General features: G+C 74.6%; 19 protein-coding genes. 8 read left to right on the top strand and 11 right to left on the bottom strand.

Annotated features, from left to right (window positions below; translation table 11 throughout):
• Nucleotides 1-13: 13 nt before the first annotated feature.
• Nucleotides 14-2,314 (top strand): hypothetical protein, encoded by a 2,301-nt coding sequence (locus OG937_34945; protein WUD76519.1) that lies wholly within the window; start codon nucleotides 14-16, stop codon nucleotides 2,312-2,314.
• On the opposite strand, the gene OG937_34950 is transcribed toward OG937_34945, so the two are convergent.
• The 4 genes from OG937_34950 to OG937_34965 form a co-directional block, all read right to left on the bottom strand.
• Nucleotides 2,284-4,719: a right-handed parallel beta-helix repeat-containing protein gene (locus OG937_34950; GenBank protein WUD76520.1), complete on the bottom strand. Its 2,436-nt coding sequence runs from the start codon at nucleotides 4,717-4,719 to the stop codon at nucleotides 2,284-2,286. The two genes, OG937_34945 and OG937_34950, sit on opposite strands and share 31 nt — an antisense overlap.
• 166 nt (nucleotides 4,720-4,885) lie before the next feature.
• On the bottom strand, nucleotides 4,886-5,494 hold the full coding sequence (locus OG937_34955; GenBank protein ID WUD76521.1) for a hypothetical protein: 609 nt from the start codon (nucleotides 5,492-5,494) through the stop codon (nucleotides 4,886-4,888).
• A gap of 134 nt (nucleotides 5,495-5,628) precedes the next feature.
• Nucleotides 5,629-6,465 carry an MOSC domain-containing protein gene (locus tag OG937_34960; GenBank protein ID WUD76522.1) on the bottom strand — a complete coding sequence of 279 codons (837 nt, stop codon included), beginning with the start codon at nucleotides 6,463-6,465 and terminating at the stop codon, nucleotides 5,629-5,631.
• A 60-nt stretch (nucleotides 6,466-6,525) separates the two neighbouring features.
• Entirely contained in the window at nucleotides 6,526-7,020 is a 495-nt protein-coding gene (locus tag OG937_34965; GenBank protein WUD76523.1) for a hypothetical protein, read from the bottom strand.
• 320 nt (nucleotides 7,021-7,340) lie between these two features.
• Here OG937_34965 and OG937_34970 point away from each other — a divergent pair, with 320 nt between their 5' ends.
• A complete protein-coding gene (locus OG937_34970) occupies nucleotides 7,341-8,498 on the top strand; it encodes a glycosyltransferase (protein WUD76524.1) in 1,158 nt (385 codons plus the stop codon).
• Here OG937_34970 and OG937_34975 read toward each other — a convergent pair.
• Nucleotides 8,462-9,682 carry a glycosyltransferase gene (locus OG937_34975; protein ID WUD76525.1) on the bottom strand — a complete coding sequence of 407 codons (1,221 nt, stop codon included), beginning with the start codon at nucleotides 9,680-9,682 and terminating at the stop codon, nucleotides 8,462-8,464. The two genes, OG937_34970 and OG937_34975, sit on opposite strands and share 37 nt — an antisense overlap.
• Before the next feature lie 57 nt (nucleotides 9,683-9,739).
• On the opposite strand from OG937_34975, the gene OG937_34980 reads away from it, so the two are divergent.
• Nucleotides 9,740-10,528, top strand: a complete 789-nt coding sequence (locus OG937_34980) for an aspartate/glutamate racemase family protein (protein ID WUD76526.1) — start codon at nucleotides 9,740-9,742, stop codon at nucleotides 10,526-10,528.
• A gap of 91 nt (nucleotides 10,529-10,619) precedes the next feature.
• Nucleotides 10,620-11,147: a hypothetical protein gene (locus OG937_34985; GenBank protein WUD76527.1), complete on the top strand. Its 528-nt coding sequence runs from the start codon at nucleotides 10,620-10,622 to the stop codon at nucleotides 11,145-11,147.
• A gap of 68 nt (nucleotides 11,148-11,215) precedes the next feature.
• On the opposite strand, the gene yicI is transcribed toward OG937_34985, so the two are convergent.
• The 3 genes from yicI to OG937_35000 all read right to left on the bottom strand — a co-directional run bounded on the left by yicI (nucleotide 11,216) and on the right by OG937_35000 (nucleotide 16,065).
• The gene (gene yicI, locus OG937_34990) at nucleotides 11,216-13,555 is read right to left on the bottom strand and encodes an alpha-xylosidase (GenBank protein ID WUD76528.1); all 2,340 of its coding nucleotides are present in this window, start codon (nucleotides 13,553-13,555) and stop codon (nucleotides 11,216-11,218) included.
• Nucleotides 13,552-14,949 carry a GH1 family beta-glucosidase gene (locus tag OG937_34995; GenBank protein WUD76529.1) on the bottom strand — a complete coding sequence of 466 codons (1,398 nt, stop codon included), beginning with the start codon at nucleotides 14,947-14,949 and terminating at the stop codon, nucleotides 13,552-13,554. Before OG937_34995 ends, yicI begins: the two co-directional genes overlap by 4 nt.
• Before the next feature lie 78 nt (nucleotides 14,950-15,027).
• Nucleotides 15,028-16,065, bottom strand: a complete 1,038-nt coding sequence (locus OG937_35000; GenBank protein ID WUD76530.1) for a LacI family transcriptional regulator — start codon at nucleotides 16,063-16,065, stop codon at nucleotides 15,028-15,030.
• A gap of 199 nt (nucleotides 16,066-16,264) precedes the next feature.
• Here OG937_35000 and OG937_35005 point away from each other — a divergent pair, with 199 nt between their 5' ends.
• On the top strand, nucleotides 16,265-16,762 hold the full coding sequence (locus OG937_35005; protein ID WUD76531.1) for a hypothetical protein: 498 nt from the start codon (nucleotides 16,265-16,267) through the stop codon (nucleotides 16,760-16,762).
• 26 nt (nucleotides 16,763-16,788) lie between these two features.
• On the opposite strand, the gene OG937_35010 is transcribed toward OG937_35005, so the two are convergent.
• Entirely contained in the window at nucleotides 16,789-17,853 is a 1,065-nt protein-coding gene (locus tag OG937_35010) for an O-antigen ligase family protein (GenBank protein ID WUD76532.1), read from the bottom strand.
• 156 nt (nucleotides 17,854-18,009) lie between these two features.
• Between OG937_35010 and OG937_35015 the strand changes: the two genes are divergently transcribed.
• From OG937_35015 to OG937_35025, 3 genes are all read left to right on the top strand, one after another.
• Complete coding sequence (locus tag OG937_35015; protein WUD76533.1) at nucleotides 18,010-18,495, top strand: NUDIX domain-containing protein; 486 nt, start codon at nucleotides 18,010-18,012, stop codon at nucleotides 18,493-18,495.
• Between the two features lie 85 nt (nucleotides 18,496-18,580).
• A complete protein-coding gene (locus tag OG937_35020; GenBank protein ID WUD76534.1) occupies nucleotides 18,581-19,405 on the top strand; it encodes a 3-hydroxybutyrate dehydrogenase in 825 nt (274 codons plus the stop codon).
• A 66-nt stretch (nucleotides 19,406-19,471) separates the two neighbouring features.
• Complete coding sequence (locus tag OG937_35025; GenBank protein WUD78990.1) at nucleotides 19,472-21,400, top strand: GAF domain-containing protein; 1,929 nt, start codon at nucleotides 19,472-19,474, stop codon at nucleotides 21,398-21,400.
• Here OG937_35025 and OG937_35030 read toward each other — a convergent pair.
• Together OG937_35030 and OG937_35035 are read right to left on the bottom strand one after the other, a co-directional pair.
• Complete coding sequence (locus OG937_35030) at nucleotides 21,391-21,810, bottom strand: VOC family protein (GenBank protein WUD76535.1); 420 nt, start codon at nucleotides 21,808-21,810, stop codon at nucleotides 21,391-21,393. The two genes, OG937_35025 and OG937_35030, sit on opposite strands and share 10 nt — an antisense overlap.
• Nucleotides 21,811-21,890: 80 nt before the next feature.
• Complete coding sequence (locus OG937_35035; GenBank protein WUD76536.1) at nucleotides 21,891-23,267, bottom strand: MHS family MFS transporter; 1,377 nt, start codon at nucleotides 23,265-23,267, stop codon at nucleotides 21,891-21,893.
• Between the last annotated feature and the right edge of the window lie 229 nt (nucleotides 23,268-23,496).

A 23,496-nucleotide genomic window follows, 5' to 3' on the forward strand; every position in this document is an offset into this window, starting at 1 on the left:
GGAGGCGATCGCGATGCGGTCGGATACGGTACGGACGGAACTGGCGCTGGAGTTGCTGGTCCACGGCGTCGGCGGGACGACCCCGCAGACGATGCTCAACGACCCGCGCATCACGCGCGTCTGCGGTGACGACACCGCCGGGATCTACCGGCGTGCCGAGGACGCCGACGCGGAGCGGCGTCCGCAGGAGTACGGCGAGGGCCCGGTGCCCGACGCCTACTCCTGGTGCAATCTGACGTCCGGGGACGGCAGTCGTGCACTGTGGCTGCTCCTGCTGCCCTTCATGGTGGCCAACCTGGCCCACTGGATGCGGCCGCCGGTCTCCCGGCCGCGCCTGGACCGGGCGTACGACGTGCTGGTGCGGCTGCTGGCGCTGTCGCTGACGGTGCTGCTGGTGGCGGCGGCCTGCGAGGTCGCGATGGACCTGGTGGCCTGGCAGTGCGCGGGCAACGCGGCCTGCGCGGGCGGGAAGAGCTGGCTCTCGTTCCTCGCCGCCGGCGAGCCGGGGCGCCGGATCGCCGCCGGGGCCGCGCTGCCCGTCGGGCTGACCCTGCTGCTGTGGTGGCTCTCCCGGCGCACCTGGTACGCCTACGAGTCCCAGCGGCCCCTGCCGGGCCCGCATCCGGGCGAGCGGGAGGGGCCGGACGTCACGCCGCTGGCCCGGCGCGGCTTCTGGTACGGGCGGCGGCTGGTCGCCAGGCTCCGTGCGGCCCACACGGCGGCCGGGCTGCTCACGGTCGCGGTCGCCCTGGTCGTCCCCCCGCTCGAACGGGACATGGACGTCGGCGGGATCCGGATACTCGCCGCGGTCGGCTGGCTGCTGACGGGCGCCCTGGCCGGGTTGACGGTCGCGGCGATCGCCGTGACCTGCGGCATGGGACGCAGCGAGCACGCGCCGGACGAGGCCCTGGATCCACGGCTCGCCCGGGCGATGCTCGGCGGGACGGCCGCCGCGCTGCTGGCCACGGCCGGATACGCCTGCTGGCACCGGCCGGGATGGAACGCCGGCGGGCGGCTGCCCGCAGGGGAGGCCTTCGGCTGGCTCGCCCTGGCACAGGGGCTGTTGCTCGTGGTGCTGGCGTGCGTCGCCCGTCTGATGCACCGCTCCGGCGGCGGGCGGGCGGAGCTGCGGGGTCTCGGGGGACCGGCGGTGGCCCTGCTCGCGTGCTCGCTCGGCGGGGTGCTCACCGGAGGGATCGCCCAGCGGGTCGCGGACTGGCTGGACCGCGGTGCCACGCCGGGCAGCGGGGGCAGCGCCGTCGCCGGGCCGCCCGTGCTGCTGTCCTGGCAGGCATCGGCGATCCCGGTGCTGCTGCTGGTGCTGGCCGTGGTGGTCGTCGTGCGCGGCAGGAGGCTGCTGCGCCGGACCCGGGCGCTGGTGCCGAAGGTGGAGTCCGACTATCCGGGGGAGGAGCACGAGCCGGCGCGCAGCCGCCAGATCGCCCTGGCCCGGGCCAGGGCCGAACTCACCGATCAGGCAGCCCTGTTCATCGGGGTCATCGGGACGGTGGCCTTCCTGCTGGGCGCGGGGGCGCTCGCCGGGGCATGGCTGAGCGGTGCCGTCCCCGGGCGGGCCGGGGCCGACCCGCCCGGATGGGTGCGCACGGTCGCGGAGACCGCCCAGGCCCTGGGCTCCTGGCTGGTCGGCGCCGGGGTGGTGGCCCTGATCGCGCTCGGCCGCAGGGCCTACCGCGACGCCGGGGCACGCCGCACCGTCGGCATCCTCTGGGACGTCGGCACCTTCTGGCCGCGCGCCGCGCACCCCTTCGCCCCGCCCTGCTACGCCGAGCGCGCGGTGCCGGACCTGACCTGGCGCATGACGACCTGGACGCGGGCGAATCACGGCCGGATCATCCTCTCCGGGCACTCCCAGGGGAGCGTCCTGGCCGCGGCGGCGGTCTGGCAGCTGGATCCGGCGACCCGGGCGCGGATCGCCCTGCTCACCTACGGCTCGCCGCTGGGCCGGTTGTACGGGCGCTGGTTCCCCGCCTACTTCGGGCCCCCCGCGCTGACCTCGCTCCACGGCGAGCTGCACGCCTGGCGCAATCTGTGGCGGCGTACGGATCCGATCGGCGGCCCGGTGCACCTCGACGAGCCCGGGCCACCGGTCGACCGTGCGCCGCTGCCCGATCCTGCGGCGTACGGCCGGACGGAGGAACACCCACTGCCCGCGCCCCTGCTGACGCACTTCGACTACCAGGCCGACCCGGCCTTCGCGGCCGAGCGCGGTGCGCTGCTCCGCTGGCTGTACCGCAACGTGGAGGGAGTACTGCCCGGGCAGGGTCAGGGCAGCGGGGGGAGGTCCTCCGGGTAGAGCAACTGCAGCTCCTCGTGGCTGGGCTCGCTGATCCGGGCGAGCCGGCCCGCGTGGCGCTCGACCATGGCCTCGAAGGTCTGCCGCGCGGTGCGGCCGTTGCCGAAGGCCGGGCCCTTGGGGATCGCGGTGAAGTACTTGTAGAGCGCCTCGCCGGTGTCCTCGGAGAGCTGGTACTCGTGTTCCTCGGCCTGGGCCCGCACGATCCGCAGCAGCTCGACCGGGGTGTAGTCGTCGAAGGTGATGGTCCGCGAGAAGCGGGAGGCGACGCCGGGGTTGGCGGACAGGAAGTGCTCCATCTCCGCGGTGTAACCCGCGACGATCACCACGACGGCCTCGCGGTGGTCCTCCATCAGCTTCACCAGGGTGTCGATGGCCTCCCGGCCGAAGTCCCGGCCGGAGTCCTCGGGGGCCAGGGCGTACGCCTCGTCGATGAAGAGCACCCCGCCGCGGGCGCGTTCGAAGGCCTCCTGGGTGCGGATGGCGGTCGAGCCGATGTGCTCGCCCACCAGGTCGACGCGGGCCACCTCCACCAGGTGGCCGCGCTCCAGCACGCCGAGGGTGGCCAGGATCTCGCCGTAGAGCCGGGCGACGGTCGTCTTGCCCGTGCCGGGGGAGCCGGTGAAGACCAGATGGCGGCGCGGGGAGGGGGCCTTGAGGCCGGCCTCGCGGCGTCTGCGGCCCACCGCGATCAGGTCGATCAGGGAGCGCACCTCGCGCTTGACGTTGTCCAGGCCCACCAGCGCGTCGAGTTCGGCCAGCACCTCGTCCGAGGGACGGGCGTCCCCGGCCGTGGCCGGCGCGGGAACGGCCGTGGGCCCGGCGGTGCTGGTCGGCGTCACGGGCAGTCCGCCGAGCAGCCCGAACGACGTGGGCGCGGGCGGCCGCTCGCCCGCCGGAGCCGGCATACGCGACGACGACTCCGGCACGGTGCGGCGCTCACCGCTCTGGTCCCCGGTGCAGTCCTCCGTCACCGGGCCCGGCTCCGCGAACTCGTAACCGCCGCGCGCACAGCGTTCCGTGCGGCAGCGGGTGAGGGTGGAGCGGCAGCCGTCGATGATGTGGAAGCCGTAGCCCCGGCTGCCCGTGACCCGGCAGCCCGTGAAGGTCCCGCGGCCGCCCGCGGAGACGTAGAACCCGGCCTCGGCCGGGTTGGTCACGACACACCGTTCCAGCGTGGGATCGGCCCCCTTGGTGACGATGACCCCGGTCGCCGTGTCGTCGATGGTGCAGGCGGACAGCGTGCCGCCGCTGCCGTGGTCGCGGAACCAGGCACCGGTGGAGGCCTCGCGGATGCGGCAGTCGTCGAGCTGCACGGTGGCGCCGTCGCTGACCGAGACCGCGGTGTTGCGGACCTGGGAGATGTCGCTGTCGACCACGTCGGCGCGCGAGCCCCGGTCGAGCACGAACAAGGCGTCGGGCACGTCGTGCAGGCGGCAGGAGTCGAGGACGGCGGCCGCCCCGTCGCTGACCCAGACCGCCGGGTAGTCGCCCTGGCTGTCGTGGATCTCGCACTGGTTGGCGTCCACCCGGGTGCCCGGGTCCCACACCGACAGGCCGTTGCGGCCGAAGCGCCGCACCGTGGTGCGGGTGAGGGTGAGCACCGAACGGGAGCGCAGGTCCACGGCGTTCTCGGGGATGTCGTGGATGTCGCAGTCGGAGAGGGTCAGGACGGCGTCGGTGTCCAGGGTGATGCCGTCGCCGGTGGTGCGGTGCACCTGGCACTCGGTGAGATGGCCGGCCGCGCGCGAGGCGACCTGTACGCCGGTGCCCTTGACCTCGTACACCTCGCAGCCGACCGCCTCGGCCACGGTGCCCTCACCGGTGAGGGCGAGTCCCGCGCCGGACGCGTTGCGGACCCGGCAGCGTTCCAGCCGCGGGGAGGCCCCGCCGCGTACGGAGATGCCGGTCTGGCCCGCGGCCACGACCTCGCAGTCCTCGAACAGCCCGCCCGCGGCCTCCAGGATGCTGATCCCGAGTCCGGCCGGGTTGTCGACGGTGCAGCGGCGCACGGTCGGCCGCGCCCCGTCGCGGACCTCTATGCCCACCGCGGACCGCGTGCTGACCCGCAGTCCGGTGAGTTCGGGTGCGGCGCCCTCGACCAGCAGGGCGGCGGCGGAGGTGTCCTGCCCCTCGACGGAGAGGTCCTGGACCGTCGCCGCGGCCCGTACGGTCAGCGCGACGCCGGCCGGCGGGGCGATGCGGACGGAGCCCGGCCCCTCGGCGGCGCGGAGCGTTATGGCCTTCTCCACGACGAGGTTCTCCCGGTAGGTCCCGGGGTTGACCGAGAGCACGTCGCCCTCGGCGGCCGCCTCCAGGGCCGCGGCGAGGCTCTCGTACTCTCCCGTGCGGCGGCGCCACCGCGAGCTGCTGGTGTGCGTCACCTGAACCACGCCCTGTGCCATGGAGATGCTCTGCCCCGTCCTCTTGCACTGCGCCGACCTGGGGGCCTCAACGGTAGCGCGCGCCGGGCGCGCGCCAGCACCCGATGCTGATGGATCAGCTGTTGGAACCGGGCGGATGAGGCCGATTGCGGATGATCCGTGGCACCGGCGTACGTATCCGGCGTGGTCAGCCGCCCGCCCCGGCGCGGCCCCAGCTCTGCCCGGCCGCGGCCCACTCGCGCTCCCACTCCGCGAGCCTGCGGCGCATCAACTGCCACATGAGCACCTGGCGCCCCATCAACGCCAGCACACTCGCGGCGAGGAAGGTGCCGATCCCGGCGAGCATCGCATGCGTGGTGGCGGACCGGGCGTCCAGGGGCGCGGGTACGGGCACGGCACCGGACTTGTCGGTCCACATCGTGAGGTGGTCGCCCTTGTCGTGGGTGGCGACCACGCGCACCTGGGCGGTGTGGACCTGCCCGTCCGGAGCGGTCCAGCGGACCACGGCGTCACGGCGTTCCTCCCGGACGTGGCCGGACTCGGGGTCGGGGTCGGCGGCCTCGCGCGGCCCAACCTTGAGCACCACGGCCCCGACCTCGATGCGGGTGGCGTGCTCGACGCCGACGGTGTGCTGGAGGGAGTGGTCCACGGCCAGCCCGGCGACCAGCCCCGCGGCCGGCGCCCCCAGGACGATGGCGCAGCCCGCCGCGACCCCCGCGCAGGCCTCGAACACGTCGGAACGGCGGCGCAGGCTGTTCTTCCGCCAACGCCACCACCGTACGTGCGTGGCCGCCATCGGGCCGCACCCCCTTCACCGTCCAAGTACCGCACACGGCACGGCACATGCGCGGCATGGACCGGGCGGGAGGGGGGCCATCTCACGCCGGCACCCGTCCGGTGCCCGGACCGTGCCGCGGTCTCGGGACGCGTTCACTCCCTACTCGACAACGCGTCTCCCACCCGGAGTGTTCCGGGTCGTACGGGCACGAGATTCTGTCCGAAAACCAGTCTGCCCCCGAATCTGCGGTGGCGCGCGAGGGTGCGCAGGGGTTCCCGGCCGCGGGCCGCGGTGCGCTGGTCCGTCGTCGTCACCACGCAACGCCCACAGGGCTTCACGACGCGGAATTCGACTTCCCCGATGCGGATCCGGGTCCAGGTGTCCTCGGCCCAGGGATCGGTCCCCGCGATGACGGCGTTGGGACGGAAGCGGTCCATCGGAAGGGGGCCTTCGCCGGGGTGGTCGCCCGCGGCGATCAGCGCGTTGAGGGCGGCCAGCGAGGCCTCGGTCGTCACGAGCAGCGGGAAGCCGTCGGCGAAGCTGACGGTCTCACCGGGGCGCGCGTAGTCCGGGTCGATCGGGCGGCGGCGAGCCGGGTCGTCGAGGTGGACGAGGGTGACCTCCGCGCCCAGGTACGTGCTGAACCAGGCGGCGGCCGCGTCTCCCGCGGGCACGGCCTCCACCTTGTCGCCCCATATGTGCACCGGGACCGTCGTGGACGGTCCCGGTGCGTCGATGTCCAGCAACGGCATCCCCGGGGCGGTGAGCAGCAGCCCACCACCGGGGGACGACTCCGCGCGTGCCAGGGCCAGCCGGGGCTGCTCCCGCTGCGTGACGCATCGTCCCGCAGCATCGGCGAGCATCCACCGGCGGTCTCCGGCGAGCCCCCACGGCTCCACCATTGCCTCGGACAACCGCTGTCCACCGAGCGACTTGACGGGGTGGACGTGCAGTGAGCTGAGGCGTGGTGTCGGCGTCGGAGTCGTCATTCAGCCATCGTGCCAGGCGGCGCGGTCACCCGTCGGCGGGGACCGGGCCGCCCGCCGGCGTCAGCCGGAGTAGTAGCCCTGGCCGAGGTTGCGCCGCTGGTACGGCTGCTCGTCGTAGCCGCTGGGCGCCACGGGGCGCGGCGGCACCGGACGCGGCGCGGCGGCGGGGCGCACCTGCTCGTAGCCGGCCGGGCCCTGGTACTGCTGCGCCTGGTACCCGCCGTTGAAGGCGGCGGGCCGGGGCGCGGTGGCCTGCTGCGGGATGTAGGGCGCCGGCGCCTGCTGCAGCTGGGGCTGCTGGTAGCCGGGCGCCGAGTAGCCGGAGTACGACGGCGTGCTCGGCGCGGAGGAGTACTGCGAGGGGCCGGGGGGCAGCGCGGGGAGCGCGGCCGGCAGGGCCGGGAGATTGCTGCCGGTGTCGTACGCGGACGGTACGCGGATCGGCGCGATCTGAGGGGTGCCCCGCTCTGCGACCAGGCTGTCGTAGATGGGGGTGTCGGGGAAGAACGGCGACGTGTAGTAGCCACCGCCGTAAGAACCGCGGGGGGAGGTCATAGCCCATAAGTTAAGCCCACGATGTGCTGGTTGGGGAGACCGATTAGCAGGTCATTTCATGTGCAGCGAGTGACGGCTGAGCCCTATTGCGAGCGAATCGGAGGAAATCGGTCCGTGGCCGCCGTTCGGATCGCGTAAAGGCGCTGGGCCTGGGGCGTTACCGCTCGTCACGCAGGAACACGGGCGCGGGGAAGCACCCGGCCGGGTGGTGTCGGAGGGTGACGGGACCGGCACTCTCGCGCACCAACAAGTCACCCGCACGAAGGAGGAACGCGGCGTTTCCGTGACTCCGGCGAACTTCGTCCCGGGAGGCCCCCGATATGCCACAGTGGGCCATGCGCGTCGCCATGCTTTTCGGGCAGAACCGGCCGGCGCGGCCGGAGGAATGGCACAAGGCCGCTGCGACCGTCGCCGACGTGGTCGACGTGGTGGCCGTCCGCGAGTTGACCCTGCCCGCCGTCCGCGGGCTCCCCTACGCCGGCCGCGACCCCGAGCGGCCGCACCATTACCAGGTCGCCGTCCCCCACGGCGGCGCCGTGGCGCGCCGGGTCACCGCGGGCCGCGTCGAGGGCGTGCTGCGCCACGAAGCGGCCGAGTGCGGCCGGTTCGACCTCATCCACGGCCATGTGCCCGGCTCCGAGGAACTGCTGCCCCGGCTCGCACGGACCGCGGGGCTGCCCTACGTGCTGAGCGAGGACGACCCGTCCCTGTTCGGCCACCCCACGCGCCCGCTCCCCGGTCTTCCCGCGCGGCGGTCCCGCGCGCGGATCTACCGCGAGGCCGCCGCCGTCCTCGCGGTCAGCGACGCACTGCTGCTGCGGCTCGGGGAGCTCCGCCTCCCGGGCCGGCACCGCCTCGTCCCGCACCCGGTCGGCCCCGAGGCGCTGCCGCCGGTGCCCGCCCGCACCCGGATCAGCCAGGACCCGGTGCGGGTGGCGGCCGCGGGGCGCTTCGAGGCGCACGAGGGCTGGGAGGTGCTGGTGCGCGCCTTCGCCACCGCCCGGGTCAAGGACCCACGGCTGCGGCTGGACGTCATCGCCGAAGGGTCCGCCGAACTCCCCGGCGACGTCCGCGAGCTGATACGCAAGTGCGGAGTGGCCCACTTCGTCACGGTGCGCCGGGCCCGCGGCCGCGCCGAGGCGCTGCACACCGTCGCGCACGCCGACCTCTTCCTCGTGGCGAGTCACGTGGAGAGCTTCTGCGTGCGCGCCCTGGACGCGCTCTGCTGCGGCACCCCCGTCGTCGGCACCCGCACCGGAGCGCTCCCCGAACTCGTCGGGCACGACGGTGGGGTGCTCGTCCCACCCGGTGACGCCCCCGCACTCGGCCGGGCGCTGGTGGAGGCCGCCGCCCGGCTGTCCGCGCGCCGTCCCGCGGTCCTCGCCGACCGCACCCGGCGCCGCTACGGCACGGCAGCCGTCGGCGCCCGGCTCGCCGTCGTCTACGCCGAGGCGTCGTCGGGCCGCGGCCGCGCGTAGGTGCGGCCCTTCCACGCGGCCCCACGGCCCCGGCCGTGCTGCACCGCCGAGTCGACCGTCATCAGCAGGTAGAGGACGGCCGTGAACGGCAGCAGCAGCGCCGGCCACGGCGGCAGCCGGTAGTAGCGGAGCATCGGTAGGTAGGTGCCGCACATCAGGGCCCACGCCGCCGCGCCCGCCGCGCACAGCGGGCGGTCACCGGTGACCGCCCCGCCGATCGTGGCGAGCGGCGGGAGCACGTACACCAGCAGCAGGCCGAGCACCGTGCCCGCGAGGAGGACCGCGCTGTGCCGCAGCTGCGCGTACGCGCTGCGCGAGACCATCCGCCACAGCTCGGCGAGGCCGGGGTAGGGGCGGACGCTGTCGACCTCCTCGGCCAGGCCCAGCCAGATCCGCCCGCCGGTCCGCTTGACGGCTCGGGCCAGCGCCACGTCGTCGATCACCGCGTGCCGGATCGTGTCGGGCACGCCCGCCCGCTCCACCGCCGTGCGGCGGATCAGCACGCATCCGCCGGCGGCCGCGGCGGTCCTGGCACGCGGCCGGTTAACCCGGCGGAACGGGTACAGCTGCGCGAAGAAGTAGACGAAGGCGGGGACGATCAGCCGCTCCCACGTCGTGGCGACCCGCAGCCGGGCCATCTGCGACACCATGTCCAGGTCGCCTGCCTGCGCCGCGGCCACCAGGTGGCGCAGCGATTCGGGGCCGTGCGCGATGTCGGCGTCCGTCAGCAGCAGGAACTCCGGGCCGCCGGACGCGGTGGCCACATCGATGCCGTGCCGCACCGCCCACAGCTTCCCCGTCCAGCCCTCCGGGACGGGCCCCGGCGCGACCACGCGCAGCGGCAGCCCGTCCACCCGGCGCGCCAGCGCACGGGCCAGTTCCCCGGTGCCGTCGCTGCTGCCGTCGTCCACCAGGACCACCTCGGCGCGTCCCGGGTAGCGCTGCGCCAGGACGCTCGGCAGGCTCCGCGGCAGCACCTCCGCCTCGTCCCGCGCCGGGACGACCACCGCCACGTCCGGCCACTCCCGGGGCTCCGCCGCGACGGCGGGCAGCCGCACGTCCGTCCGCCAGAACGACCCCTGCGCCAGCAGCAGCCACACCCACGACAGCAACGACACCATGGTCACCCACGTCAGCCACGTCACCCCCGCAGTCTGCCGCCGTCGCCCTCCCGCGTGCGTCATTTCCCCCGGTACGGCCGCAGAGCGGGCCGACAATCGCATCGCGTAGGGTTGTCCCCCGTGAAGATCGCGCTGATGGACTCCGGTATCGGCCTGCTCGCCGCGGCCGCGGCCATCCGCCGGCTGCGGCCCGACGCGGACCTCGTGCTCTCCAGCGACCCCGACGGCATGCCCTGGGGTCCGCGCACCCCCGAGGACGTCACCGCGCACGCCCTGGCCTGCGCCCTCGCCGCCGCCGAGCACCGCCCGCAAGCGCTGATCGTGGCCTGCAACACCGCCTCGGTGCACGCCCTGCCCGCGCTGCGCGCGGCGCTCGAACCCGGCATCCCGGTCGTCGGCACCGTCCCGGCGATCAAGCCCGCCGCGGCCGGGGCCCGCAAGGTCGCGATCTGGGCGACCCCGGCGACCACCGGGAGCCCCTACCAGCGCGGGCTGATCGAGGAATTCGGCAACGGCGCGGAGATCACCGAGGTGCCGTGTCCCGGCCTCGCCGACGCCGTCGATCGGGCCGACGAGGCCGCGACCGCCACCGCCATCGCCGCCGCGGCCGCGCTCACCCCCTCCGACGTGGAGGCGGTCGTCCTCGGCTGCACCCACTACGAGCTGGTCGCCGACCGCATCCGGGCCGCCCTGGCCGGTCCCGCCCGGCTGTACGGCTCGGCGGACGCCGTCGCCGCCCAGACACTGCGGCGGATCGGCGCCGGGCCGCGCCCGGACGCGGCGTCCACCGGCAGCCTCGCGGTGATCCTCAGCGGACGGGCGGGCGCCGTCACGCCCGAGGCGCTGGCCTACGCCGAGGGCCGCTCCCTCGACGCCGGAGTGACCCCCGCCGCGGCCGAGGCGCGCTGACCCCGCTCGGACGCGCCCCCGGGCGCCGTCCCCCTCATTTCCCCTCCGTGGAACGGTGCCAACTCGCCGTGGGATGAGTAGGCTGCGGACTATGACGGACGCGCAGCGTGACGACGCGCGTACATCCCAGGTGTGGACCGGCCACGCGAGCAACCGCTTCCAGTGGCTGCTGGCGGCCGCGGGAGCGGCCTGCATGGCGCTCGGCATCGAGCTCGCCGTGGCCTCGCCCTACACCTCGGGCACGGTGCCGCTGGTCATGTCGGTCGTGGGCTGCATCGCGGCGGGGCTGCTGGTGCTGTTCGGAACGGTCGCGTTCACGCACGTCCGCGTGAACGTGGACCGCGAGGGGCTCCAGGTGCTCTGCGGCCACATCGGCGTGCCCCGCCGGCGGTTCCGGTGGGAGGAGATCAACGACGCGCACCTCGCCCCCGTCGTCAGCCCCCGCCACTGGGGCGGCTGGGGCTACCGCTGGCGGCCGGAACAGGGCACCGCGGTCGTGGTCCGCCGCGGGCCCGGTGTCGTCATCGACCTCGGCAACGGCCGGCACTTCACCGTCACCGTGGACGACGCCGAGGGCGCCGTCCGGGCCATCCGCAGCCGGCTGAGCCTGCGCCCGTAGCCGCCGGGCACAGGCCGCGCCCGTGGCCACCGAGGGCCCGGGCGCGGCCCCTCACGGCCGGCGCGCGGTCACGACCAGCGCGCCGTCACCCGTCCGGTTCCCGCGGCGCACGTCAGGAGCACGCCCAGCCCGGTGCGCTCGGCCGACGTGGCGCCCTCGGCCCCGTCCGTGTCGTCCGCGCCGACGAGCAGTACGTTCCACGGCGTGGCCGGCGGGCGCTCGCCCCGGGCCTCGACCGTGACCGTGTCACCCGTACGGCTTACCCGGAAGACGGCGGCCGCCGTGCCGTCAGGAGCCAGCACGGTGGTGATCGTCTCGCCGCCGTCGGCCGGGGCGTGCACCCGCAGGGTGACGCCGTCGGCCCAGTCGTACTCCGGGCCTTCCTCGAAGGCGCCGAACGGCACGACCGAGCCGGGCCTCGCCAGCAGCGGGAGCGTGTCGAAACCGTGCGTCTCGCGCCGCCAGCCCGGCCCCTCGACGCGCTCGCCGGTCAGCAGGTGCGTCCAGGTGCCGGCGGGGACGTAGTACTCGACCTCGCCGTCCGCGCTGAGGACCGGAGCGACCAGCACGTCGTCGCCGAGCATGTACTGCCGGTCGAGGTGGTGGCAGGCCGGGTCGTCGGGGAACTCAAGCACCATCGCCCGCATCATCGGGGTGCCCTGGTCACGGGCCTGCAGTGCGGCCCGGTACAGGTACGGCATGAGGCGGTTCTTCAGCCGGGTGAAGTCGCGGGTGACGGTGACGGCCTCGTCGCCGAACTCCCAGGGCACGCGGTAGGACCTGCTGCCGTGCAGCCGGCTGTGCGAGGACAGCAGGCCGAACTGCACCCAGCGCTTGAACACCGCCGGGTCCGGCGTCCCCTCGAAGCCGCCGATGTCGTGGCTCCAGAAGCCGAAGCCCGACAGGCCGAGCGACAGACCGCCGCGCAGGCTGTCCGCCATCGCCGTGAACGTCGACTCGCAGTCGCCGCCCCAGTGCACCGGGAACTGCTGCCCGCCCGCGGTCGCCGAGCGGGCGAAGAGCACCGCCTCGCCCTCGCCGCGCTCCTCGCGCAGCAGGTCGAAGACGACCTGGTTGTACAGCTGCGCGTAGTAGTTGTGCATGCGCTCCGGGTCGGAGCCGTCGTGCCACACCACGTCGACCGGGATGCGCTCGCCGAAGTCGGTCTTGAAGACGTCGACGCCCTGCCGCACCAGCGCGCGCAGCTTCTCCGCGTACCAGGCGCGGGCCGCGGGGTTGGTGAAGTCGACCAGCGCCATCCCCGGCTGCCACAGGTCCCACTGCCACACGTCGCCGTTCGGCCGCGTGACGAGGAAGCCCTCCCGCATGCCCTCCGCGAAGAGCGCGGACTTCTGCGCGATGTACGGGTTGATCCAGGCGGAGACGCGCAGCCCGCGCTCCTTGAGACGGGCGAGCATGCCCTCGGGGTCGGGGAAGACCTCCGCGTCCCAGGTGAAGTCGCTCCACTGGTACTCGCGCATCCAGAAGCAGTCGAAGTGGAAGACGCTCAGCGGGATCCCGCGGTCCGCCATCCCCTGCACGAAGTGGCTGACGGTCGCCTCGTCGTAGGAGGTGGTGAAGGAGGTCGACAGCCACAGGCCGAACGACCAGGCCGGCGGCAGCGCGGGGCGGCCGGTGAGGGCCGTGTAGCGGGCCAGGATCTCCTTCGGGGTTGACCCCTGGACGACGAAGTACTCCAGCGACTGGTCCTCGACGCTGAACTGCACCTGGTCGACCACCTCGGAGCCGACCTCGTACGAGACCTTGCCGGGGTGGTTGACGAAGACGCCGTAGCCGCGGTTGGTGAGGTGGAACGGGACGTTCTTGTACGCCTGCTCGCTGATCGTGCCGCCGTCCGCCTGCCAGATGTCCACGGTCTGGCCGTTCTTCACGAACGGGGTGAAGCGCTCACCCAGGCCGTACACCAGCTCGCCGACCCCGAGCGACAGCTGGGCCACCATGAAGTGCCGGTCGTCCGCGTCGGTGACGAAGCCCGTGCCGCGGGCGCCGGCCGAGGTGAGGACGCGGCCGCCCGCGGTGAAGTCCAGCCGCCACGGGGCGGAGGTGTCGACGCGCAGCGTCAGTCCGCCCGAGGTCAGCTCGAGCACCGAGCCGTCGCGGGCGGTCTTCCCCGTGCCGCCGTCCCCGGCGCCGGCCAGGCCGAACTCCGGGCCGCGGCGGGCCTTCCCGGCGTGGTGGGTGGTGCGCACGCCGATCACGCCCTCGGCGGGGGACCAGCACTCGACCGTCAGCAGCGGGCTGTTGAGCGTGTCGCCGCGCTGCCGCACCGGCTTCACCGGCGCGTGGAGGACGATCCGGTCGTCCGCGACCGAGGCGTCGGCGACGGAGGTCGCGTACTTCGCCGTGACGCCCGGGCGCATCATCCAGAAGCCGTCGGTGAACTTCACGACCGCTCCTGCCGTCCCGCCCGGTGGGCGCCGATCAGGTCCCGGTACCAGCCGTAACTGGCCTTGGGCGTGCGCTTGGCGCCGTTGTCGTAGTCGATGTGCACGATGCCGAAGCGCTGGCCGTAGCCCCGGGCCCACTCGAAGTTGTCCAGCAGCGACCAGACGTAGTAGCCGCGCACGTCCACACCCGCGTCCATCGCGGCGACGAGCGCGTGGAGGTGGTCGCGGAGGTAGGTCACGCGGTCGGCGTCGTCGACACGGCCGTCGGGGGAGAGGACGTCGGCCTCCGCCGAGCCGTTCTCCGTGATGAAGGCGGGCGGCAGCGACGGGTAGCGCTCCTTGAGCTCCAGCAGCAGCGCCGTGAAGGACTCGGGCACGACGGGCCAGCCCATGGTGGTGTGCCGCGTCCCGTACGGGTCGGTCTCCCGCACACCGATGTCGACGGCGGTACGGCGGGCCGGGTCGGACTCGCGGTGCGGGGCGTCGGTGACGGTGAGGGGGCGGTAGAAGTTGAGGCCCACGAAGTCCAGCGGGGCTGCGATGACCTCGAGGTCGCCCTCGCGGCGGTACGAGCCGTCGGCGAGCGCGCCCCAGGTCTCGGCCTCGCCGGTGGGGTAGCGGCCCGAGAACAGCGGCTCGGTCCACGTGTCGTTGTGCAGCGTCACGGCCCGGCGCAGCGCGGCCTGGTCCGCGGCGGAGCCGCTCGCCGCCTCGATGCGGTCGAGGTTGAGGGTGATGCCGACCTCGCGGGCGCCCGCCTCGCGCAGGGCGCGCACGGCCAGGCCGTGCGCGAGCAGCAGGTGGTGGGCGGCGGCCAGCGCGCCGGTGCCCTCCTGCGCGCCGGGGGCGTGCCGGCCCTCGGCGTAGCCGACGAAGGCCGAGCAGTAGGGCTCGTTGAGGGTGATCCAGCGCTCGACGCGGTCCCCGAGCCGCTCGGCGACGGCGGCCGTGTACGCGGCGAAGGCTTCGGCCGTCGCGCGGTTGCGCCAGCCGCCCTCGTCCTCCAGGGCCTGCGGGAGGTCCCAGTGGTAGAGGGTCACGGCGGGGGAGATGCCGGCGGCGAGCAGGTCGTCGGTGAGGCGGTCGTAGAAGTCCAGGCCCTTGCCGTTGACCGCGCCGCGGCCCTGCGGGACGACGCGCGGCCATGCGACGGAGAAGCGGTAGGAGTCGACGCCCAGGTCGGAGAGGAGGCGTACGTCCTCGGCGTGCCGGTGGTAGTGGTCGCAGGCCACGTCACCGGTGGCGCCCTCGGCGGTGCGGCCCGGGGTGTGGCTGAAGGTGTCCCAGATGGACGGCCCGCGGCCGTCCTCGTCGTGGGCACCCTCGATCTGGTACGCGGCGGTGGCGGCGCCGAAACGGAAACCGGGCGGGAAGACCGGGAAATCGGTGGGCATGGGGGAGTGCTCCCTGGCTGGGTGAGTGGCGGGTACGTGGAACGGGACGGTGGGAACGGCGGACGGAGGGCGCCGGGTTCAGGCGCCGGCCGTGCGCGGGCGGGGCGGGGCGATCAGCGGGCCCGGCACGAGCACCGGGGGGATCAGCCGGTGCCCCGGCGGCGTGGGGGACGTGCCCTGCGCGTGGGCGGCGATGGCCTCCACGGCGAGCCGTGTCACCTCGGCGGACATCTCGGGGACGGGCAGTTCGATGCGCGGCAGGTCCTGACCGCCCACGTCGTCGGGGAGGTTGCCGACCGCCACGACCGCCAGGTCCTCGGGCACCCGTAGCCCCTCCGCCGCCACGGCGGCGAGGATGTGCGGGAGCGCCGCCACGTGCTGCACCACCAGGGCGGTCGGCGGGCGCTCGCCGTGCAGCAGGGTGCCGATGCGCCGCGCGAGCCGCGCCATGTCCCCGGTCGACTGGTGCACGCGCACGTCGGCCCCGGTCTCCGGCGCCGCGCGGCGGGCACCGGCCACGCCCCGGATCGCGTAGCCGCGTCGAGCCTGGATCTCGCGCTCGGTGGTGGCCAGGTACGCGATGTCCCGGTGGCCGGCGGCGGCGACCTCGTGGACTGCGAGGGCGGCGGCCGCCTCCCAGTCCAGATCGGTCCACGGCAGCGCGGCGTCGTCGGCGGACCGCCCCAGCAGCGCCGTGGGGAAGCCGAGTTCGAGCATGGCCGCGATGCGCGGATCCTCCATCTCCACGGCCATCAGGATCGCGGCGTCCGCCTGACCGCCGCGCGCGATGCGGCGCAGCCCCGGCACGCCTTCCCGCGCGGTCATGAGCAGGACGTCGTAGCCATGGGCGCGGGCCGCGTCGCTGATGTAGATGGCGAATTGCCCGTCGACCGCCCGGTAGCCGCCCGCCACGCGGGGGAAGGCCAGCGCCAGCACGTTGGTGCGCGCGCTGCGCAGCGTGCGGGCGCTCGCGCGCGGGTGGTAGCCGAGCTCGTCGATCGCCTGCTGCACGGTGCGGCGGGTGTCCTCGGAGATCTTGCGCGAGCCGCTCAGAACGTACGACACGGTGCTCGGCGCGACCCCGGCGCGCTCGGCGACGTCCTTGATCGTGGTCATGCGGCTCCTTCGCGACCCGTGTGCCCGGGCTGTCGAATCGATTCGTCGAATCGATTCACCACTACGGAGCACGATGCTATGTCGGCCCCCCGGGGTGAGGCAATGGCCCCCGGCCCGTTGTGCCGGTGTGTGACGCATGCCGCGAGCCGGGTAGGGCCGGTGCGGGCAGCACCGACGGGCCGCCGGGAGGGGGTCCCGTGTGGACGAGGCAACAGCGGCACTGCTGGGCGCCGCGGTCGGCGCGTTCGGTTCGGTGGTCACCGGCGGCTTCGCCTGGACGGCGATGCGGTGGCAGCTCGTACGGCAGAGGGACCTCGACGACCGGCGTTGGCAGCGGCAGAACCGCCGCGACGCCTACGTGACGTTCATGGCCGCCTGCCGTGCCGCCACGAAGGAACTCGCCTCGGCGGTCGACCACCGCGCCGCCCACCCCGACGACCCCGTGGACGACCTGGTCGCGGCCTGGCAGGCCCTCGTCCCGATGGACGCCGCACTCGCCGCGGTCCGGTTGGAGGCACCGGACGTGGTCATGGAGGCCGCGGGAGAGCTCGCTCACGCCGTCAGCGCGCTGTTCCACGCCGCCTACCCGTTGCGATCCGGCAGCGGCGTCGACGACATCCGTGCGGCTGTCCGGCGGCCATGGACGGGTTCGCCGCTGCCAACCGGCGGTTCGCCGACCTCGCCCGGGTGGACGTGACGCGGGCGGCGGGGTGAGCCGGAGGCTCATGTGCCGCCGGGGTCCGGGGTTCCGCCGAGGGGGCGGGAGGTGGCGAGGCCGGCGAGGAGGCCGGCGGCGGCGGTGACGACGGGGTAGCTGAGGACGTGGTCGACGGCGGACTGCATGGCGAGGCCGGTCAGGGCGGCCGCGGCGGTCAGGACGACGGGGGTCGGGCGCGGGGAGCGCTGGAGGGCCCAGAGCAGCCAGACGTACGAGGCGGCGAGGAGGGCGACGCCGGGCAGTCCCTGCTCGGCCGCCAGTTGCAGGGGCGCCGACTGCGGCGTGCCCCCGCCGGGCGCCGAGGGAGCCGGTCCGGCGCCCGCCTCGGCGAAGCGGCCCGGGCCGATCCCGCGTACGGGATGGTCCCGGGCGGTCTCCAGGGCGTCGTGCCACAGCCGGACCCGGGCCGGGGTGAGCTGCCCTGACAGCGAGGCCGACAGCCCCGGCGGCAGGGCGTCGACGGCGACCGCGCAGGTGCCGCCGACCGCCACGACGAGGGCCAGGGCCAGGCCCGCGAGACCGACCGCGCGGCGCGTGCGGTCGGCGGCCAGCGAGCACAGGACCACCCCGAGGCACGCCGCGAACCCCGTGACGGAGCCGACGGCCAGCGCGAACCCGGCCGCCGTGGCGCCGAGCAGGCGCAGGCCCAGCCGGAGCGGTCGGGTCCGCGCGGCCCAGGCGGCGCAACAGGCGGCGCCGGTGGCGAGCACCATCAGCGCGGCGTCGGCGTTCGCGTACCCGAGCGGTGGGGTGTCCGGGCCGCCGGACAGGCGACCGGGGAGGGCAACCACCAGGACGACCGCGGTGAGCGCCGCCACGGCGGGGACGGCCACCGGACGCAGGGCGCCGCCGACGCGGCCTGCGGCGTATCCGGCGGTGACCGCCAGGACGGCCAGGAGCACGCCTTCCGGACGGGCCGGGCGGCCCGCCGCGGCGACCAGCGACCACACCGCGCAGCCGGCGAGGACCAACGCGCCGACCGCGTCCGTCCATCCGGAGCGCGGGCGTTCCGCCGGGCCGTCGCCGGCGCCCCCGACGCCTGACCGCGTGCCGCCGGTTCGCGTGTCCATCAGCGCACCCCCTGACCCCCGGGGAACCCCCCGGCCCCGGGGGTCACCGTAACCGCTGGGGGCTCGGGATGTGGAGATCCCGTGCGCGAACGGCAAGTGCCGCGCCCGCGGGCCTGATCCACGGGAGGGCCCTGCCGAGGACGTAGGCTCGGGGGCGTGCCGATTCCCGAATTCCTCCGCGAGCTGCGGGCCCTCGTCGGCCACCGGCAGCTGCTCCTGCCCGGTGTCACGGCGGTCGTCCTCGACGACGACGACCGCGTCCTGCTGAACCGGCGGGCGGACAACGGACGCTGGTCCCTCATCGGCGGCATCGCCGAACCCGGCGAGCAACCCGCCGAGACCGCCGTCCGCGAGGTGCTGGAGGAGACCGGCGTGCGCGCGGTCGTGGAGCGCGTCGTCCTCGTCCAGACGATCGACCCGGTCCTCTACCCGAACGGGGACCGCTGCCAGTACGTGGACATCACCTTCCTCTGCCGGGCCGTCGGCGGGCGGGCCCGGGTCGCGGACGACGAGTCGCTGGAGGTCGGCTGGTTCGAGGTGGACGGTCTGCCCGACCTCGGCAACCACGGGCGGCTGCGCCTCAAGCACGCGCTGTCCGACGGCCCTACCTGGTTCGAGCCCGCGGGGCCGCCGCAGGAGTGAGTGTGCGCCGCCCCCACGGGCGGTGTCACGAGTGTGGGCGGCGCACACATCGGTCGGGGCCCACGCGCTGCCTAGCCTGCAGTGCATGACGCCCACGCCCCCCGTGCCCCGTCCCGCAGCAGGCCCCGTCCCGCCGTCCGGGTCGCCGGACCTGGACGGACGCACCGCGCTCGTCACCGGCGCCGCCGGCGGCATCGGCCGCGCGTGCGTCCTGCGCCTGGCCGCCGCAGGCGCCAAGGTGCGGGCCGCCGACCGGGACGCCGAAGGCCTGGCCGAGCTCGCGGAACAGGCCACGGCGGGCGGCCGCCGCGGCGCCGTCGAGACCGTGACGCTGGACCTGACCGACCTCGACGCCGCCGAGCAGGCCGCCGCGGGCACCGACATCCTGGTCAACAACGCCGGGCTGCAGCTCGTCCGCCCCATCGAGGACTTCCCGCCCGACGTCTTCGCCACGGTGCTGCGGGTGATGCTGGAGGCGCCCTTCCGGCTGATCCGGGGGGCGCTGCCGCACATGTACGGACAGGGCTGGGGCCGGATCGTGAACATCTCCTCCGTCCACGGCCTGCGGGCCTCGGCCTACAAGAGCGCCTACGTCTCGGCCAAGCACGGGCTGGAGGGGCTGTCCAAGACCGCCGCCCTGGAGGGCGCCGCGCGCGGCGTCACCTCGAACTGCATCAGCCCCGCCTATGTGCGCACGCCGCTCGTCGAGCGGCAGATCGCCGACCAGGCGGCCGCGCACGGCATCGATCCCGAGCGGGTCGTCACCGAGATCATGCTCGCCGACTCCGCCGTGAAGCGGCTGGTGGAGCCGGAGGAGGTCGCCGAGCTGACCGCCTACCTCTGCTCGCCGCAGGCGTCCTTCATCACCGGTGCCTCGCTCACCATGGACGGTGGATGGACGGCACACTGATCTGCCGGTATCCCTGACAGCGTGCCCCGCGACCCACACGACGCCCCCGACGACGACGGCGGAACCATGGCTCCCCACAGCCCTTCCGACGCACCCTTCCTGCGGCTGCTCGCCCGCGGGGCACCGGCCGAGGAGTACGAGCGGCCGGTCCTCACGGCCAGGGCCGAGGGCGCGCCCCCCGCCGTGCTCGCGGAGATGGAGCAGGCCAAGCTGCTGGCCCTGCGCGTGCGGGCGGAACTGGAGGGCCGGCGGCGGCGCGAGGCCGAGCTGTCGGCGCTGTTCGAGACGGCGGGCGACCTCGCGGGCCTGCGGGACCTGGACTCGGTGCTGCAGGCCATCGTGCAGCGGGCCAGGTCCCTGCTCGGCACGGACGTCGCCTACCTCAGCCTGATCGACCGGAAGGCTGGCGACACCTACATGCGGGTCACCGAGGGGTCGGTCTCCGCCGAGTTCCAGCGGGTGCGGCTCGGGATGGGGGAGGGGCTCGGCGGTCTGGTCGCGCAGACCGCGCTGCCCTACGTCACCGAGTCCTACTTCGACGACGAGCGCTTCCGGCACACCGACCCGATCGACTCGGCCGTGCACGACGAGGGCCTGGTGGCGATCCTCGGCGTGCCCCTCGTGCTGGGCACCGGCGTCATCGGGGTGCTGTACGCCGCGGACCGCCGGGCCCGGGTGTTCGAACGCGGCCAGATCGCCCTGCTGGCCTCCCTCGCCTCGCTCGCCGCCGTCGCCATCGACACGGCGAACCTGCTGGAGGAGACCCGGTCCGCGCTCGCCGACCTGGGCACCGCCAACGAGACCATCCGCAGCCACAGCGCCGTGCTGGAACGGGCCTCCGAGGTGCACGACCGGCTCACCGAGCTCGTCCTGCGCGGCGGCGGCGTGGACGACGTCGCGGACGCCGTCGCCGAGGTGCTCTCCGGGACGGTGCGGGTCGTCGGCACCGACCGCGACCCCGTCCCCGACGCGCTCGCCGACGCGGTGGCCCGCTCCCGGAAGGACGGCCACGCCGTACGGCAGGGCGAGACCTGGACGGCCGCCGTCACCGCGGGCGGCGAACTGCTGGGCGCCCTCGTGCTGCACGGCCACCCCGAACTCGACCCCGTCGACCAGCGCACGCTGGAGCGGGCCGCCATGGTCACCTCGCTGCTGCTGCTCGCCCGGCGCACCGCCGCCGAGGCCGAGCAGCGCTTCCGGGGCGAGCTCCTGGACGACCTGCTCGACGCCCCGCAGCGTGACCCCGCACTGCTGCGCGAACGCGCGGGCCGGCTCCGCGCGGACCTCGACGCCCCGCACGTCGTCCTCGCCGCCCGCGTCGACGAGGAGCACGCCGGGGCCGCAGCAGACCGGCAGCGGTTGTGGTCGGCCGCCTCCCACCTCGCCGCCACCCGGCGGGGTCTGGCCGCCGCACGCGACGGCGGCACCGTGCTGCTGCTCCCGCTGGAGCCGGGCTCCGACGCCTCCGCCACCGCCCGCCGGATCGCCCAGCAGCTGGGCACGGCGGTGCAGGCGGCCGTCACGGTGGGGGCGTCCGGCCCCGTCCACGCGCCGGCCGGCCGGCCCGGCGCCGTCGCCCTGGCCTACGCGGAAGCGCAGCGCTGCGGCGACACGCTGCGCGCCCTCGGCCGGGTCGGCGAGGGCGCCGCGGGCGACGACTTCGGCTTCCTCGGACTGCTGCTGACCGAGTCGCGCGACGTCGACGGGTTTGTGCACCGCACGATCGGCGCCGTCGCCGACTACGACAGCCGCCGGGGCACCGACCTCGTGCGCACCCTGGACGCCTACTTCGCCAGCGGGATGAGCCCCGTGCGCACCAAGGACGCCCTCCACGTGCACGTCAACACCGTCGCGCAGCGCCTGGAGCGCATCTCCCACCTGCTCGGCGCCGACTGGCAGGCCCCGGACCGTTCGCTGGAGATCCAGCTCGCGCTGCGCCTGCACCGGCTCTCGGCCGGGCAGGAGGGCCCGCCGGGCCCCGCCGGTCAGGTCTGATCCGGGCCCGCGACCAGCTCCACCTCGAACCCGTCGCCGTTCTCCAGGTAGGCGGCGTAGTGCTCCTCGCCACCGGCGTACGGATGCAGCTCGGGGAACATCAGCGTCCAGCCGTGCCGCGGCGAGCGGGCCACCAGGGCGTCCAGCTCCGCGCGGCCCGCCACATGGAACGCGAGGTGGTTCAGCCCCGCCCTGCGGCGCTCGTGCGGCCCCTCGACGAGATCCGGTGACCGCTCGACGACGATATAGGTCGCCCCCAGCCGCCAGCTGCGGCCCGCGTCCCACCGCTGGTACCGGACGTAGCCGAGCTCGCCCAGCAGCCAGCCCCACTCGGCGTCCGCGCGCTCCAGCTCCGGAACCCACAGCTCGACATGGTGGAGCACCCCCGTCATCGCTCTCGTGTCACTCACGGTCACGACAGTAGACCCCGCCACTGACATGCCGTGACGGGGTCCACGTACCGGGGGGTGCGGAACGTGTCCGCCCGGGGTCAGCCCGCGTGGGCCGACCGGGCCAGCGGGGCGTCCTCAGCGGTCCCCGACTCGACGGCGTCGAGGTCCCGGCCGCGCGTCTCCTTGGCCACCCCGACCGCGACCAGCGTGAGCAGCGCGGCGGCGATGACGTACAGCGAGATGGGGACCGAGCTGTCGTAGGCCGCGAGCAGCGCGGTCGCGATGAGCGGAGCCGGGGCGCCCGCGGCCACGGAGGCGAACTGGGCGCCGATCGAGGCCCCGGAGTAGCGCATGCGGGTCGCGAACATCTCGGAGAAGAAGGCCGCCTGCGGCGCGTACATGGCGCCGTGCAGCACCAGGCCGCCCGTGACGGCCAGCAGCAGGGCCGGGAAGCTCTTTGTGTCGATCAGCGCGAAGAACGGGAAGGCCCACAGGCCGACGCCCGCCGCGCCCAGCAGGTACACCGGCCTGCGCCCGACGCGGTCGGAGAGCGCGCCCCAGGCCGGGATGACGGCGAAGTGCACCGCGGAGGCGATGAGCACGGCGTTCAGCGCGGTCTGCTTGCCCAGGGCCGCGTGCTCGACGGCGTAGACGAGGACGAAGGCGGTGATGACGTAGTAGCTGATGTTCTCCGCCATGCGGGCACCCATCGCCACCAGGACGTCCCGCCAGTGGTCGCGCAGGACCGACACCAGCGGCAGCCGCTCGATCGTGGACTCCTCCGCCTTGCGGGCCTCCGCCCTGGCCAGCGCCGCCTTGAACACGGGGGACTCGTCGACCGACAGCCGGATCCACAGCCCCACCATCACGAGCACGCCCGAGAGGAGGAACGGGATCCGCCAGCCCCACGAGGTGAACGCGTCGTCCGAGAGCAGCGCGGTCAGCGCCGACAGCACACCGGTGGCGAGCAGCTGCCCGGCCGGCGCGCCCGTCTGCGGCCACGAGGCCCAGAACCCGCGCCGCTTGGCGTCGCCGTGCTCCGAGACCAGCAGCACCGCGCCGCCCCACTCGCCGCCGAGCGCGAAGCCCTGCACGAGGCGGAGCATGGTGAGCAGCACCGGAGCGGCGACGCCGATCGTGGAGAACGTCGGCAGCAGGCCGATGCAGAAGGTCGCGCCACCCATGAGCAGCAGGCTCAGCACGAGCAGCCGCTTGCGGCCGAGGCGGTCCCCGTAGTGGCCGAAGACGAGGGCGCCCACCGGGCGGGCGGCGAAGCCGACCGCGTAGGTGAGGAACGACAGCAGCGTGCCGACCAGGGGTTCCTCGTTGGGGAAGAACAGCTTGTTGAAGACCAGCGCGGCGGCGGAGCCGTAGAGGAAGAAGTCGTACCACTCGATGGTGGTGCCGATGAGGCTCGCCGCGACGATTCTGCGGAGCGAGCCGGGTGCGGTGGGCGCGGGTGCCGGGGTTGCCATGGTCACCACTTCCGGGCGGGGGACGGGGACGTTTCCGATGTCGCCACACCGTAGAAACGGCCACGTCACGCTCCCATGTGGTGGAACACCACAGTTGTGCCGCCGGGTATGCGGGCGGGCACCATGAGCGTCCCGTCCGGGGTGCCCGGCGCCGCCGGGGCGGGGCCGGGGGGCGGTGCCCGGGCGCCGGGAGGGTCCATTCGAGTGGTGGCCGCTCACGAGATATCTT

This window comes from Streptomyces sp. NBC_00510, assembly GCA_036013505.1.
Taxonomy (GTDB): Bacteria; Actinomycetota; Actinomycetes; order Streptomycetales; family Streptomycetaceae; genus Actinacidiphila.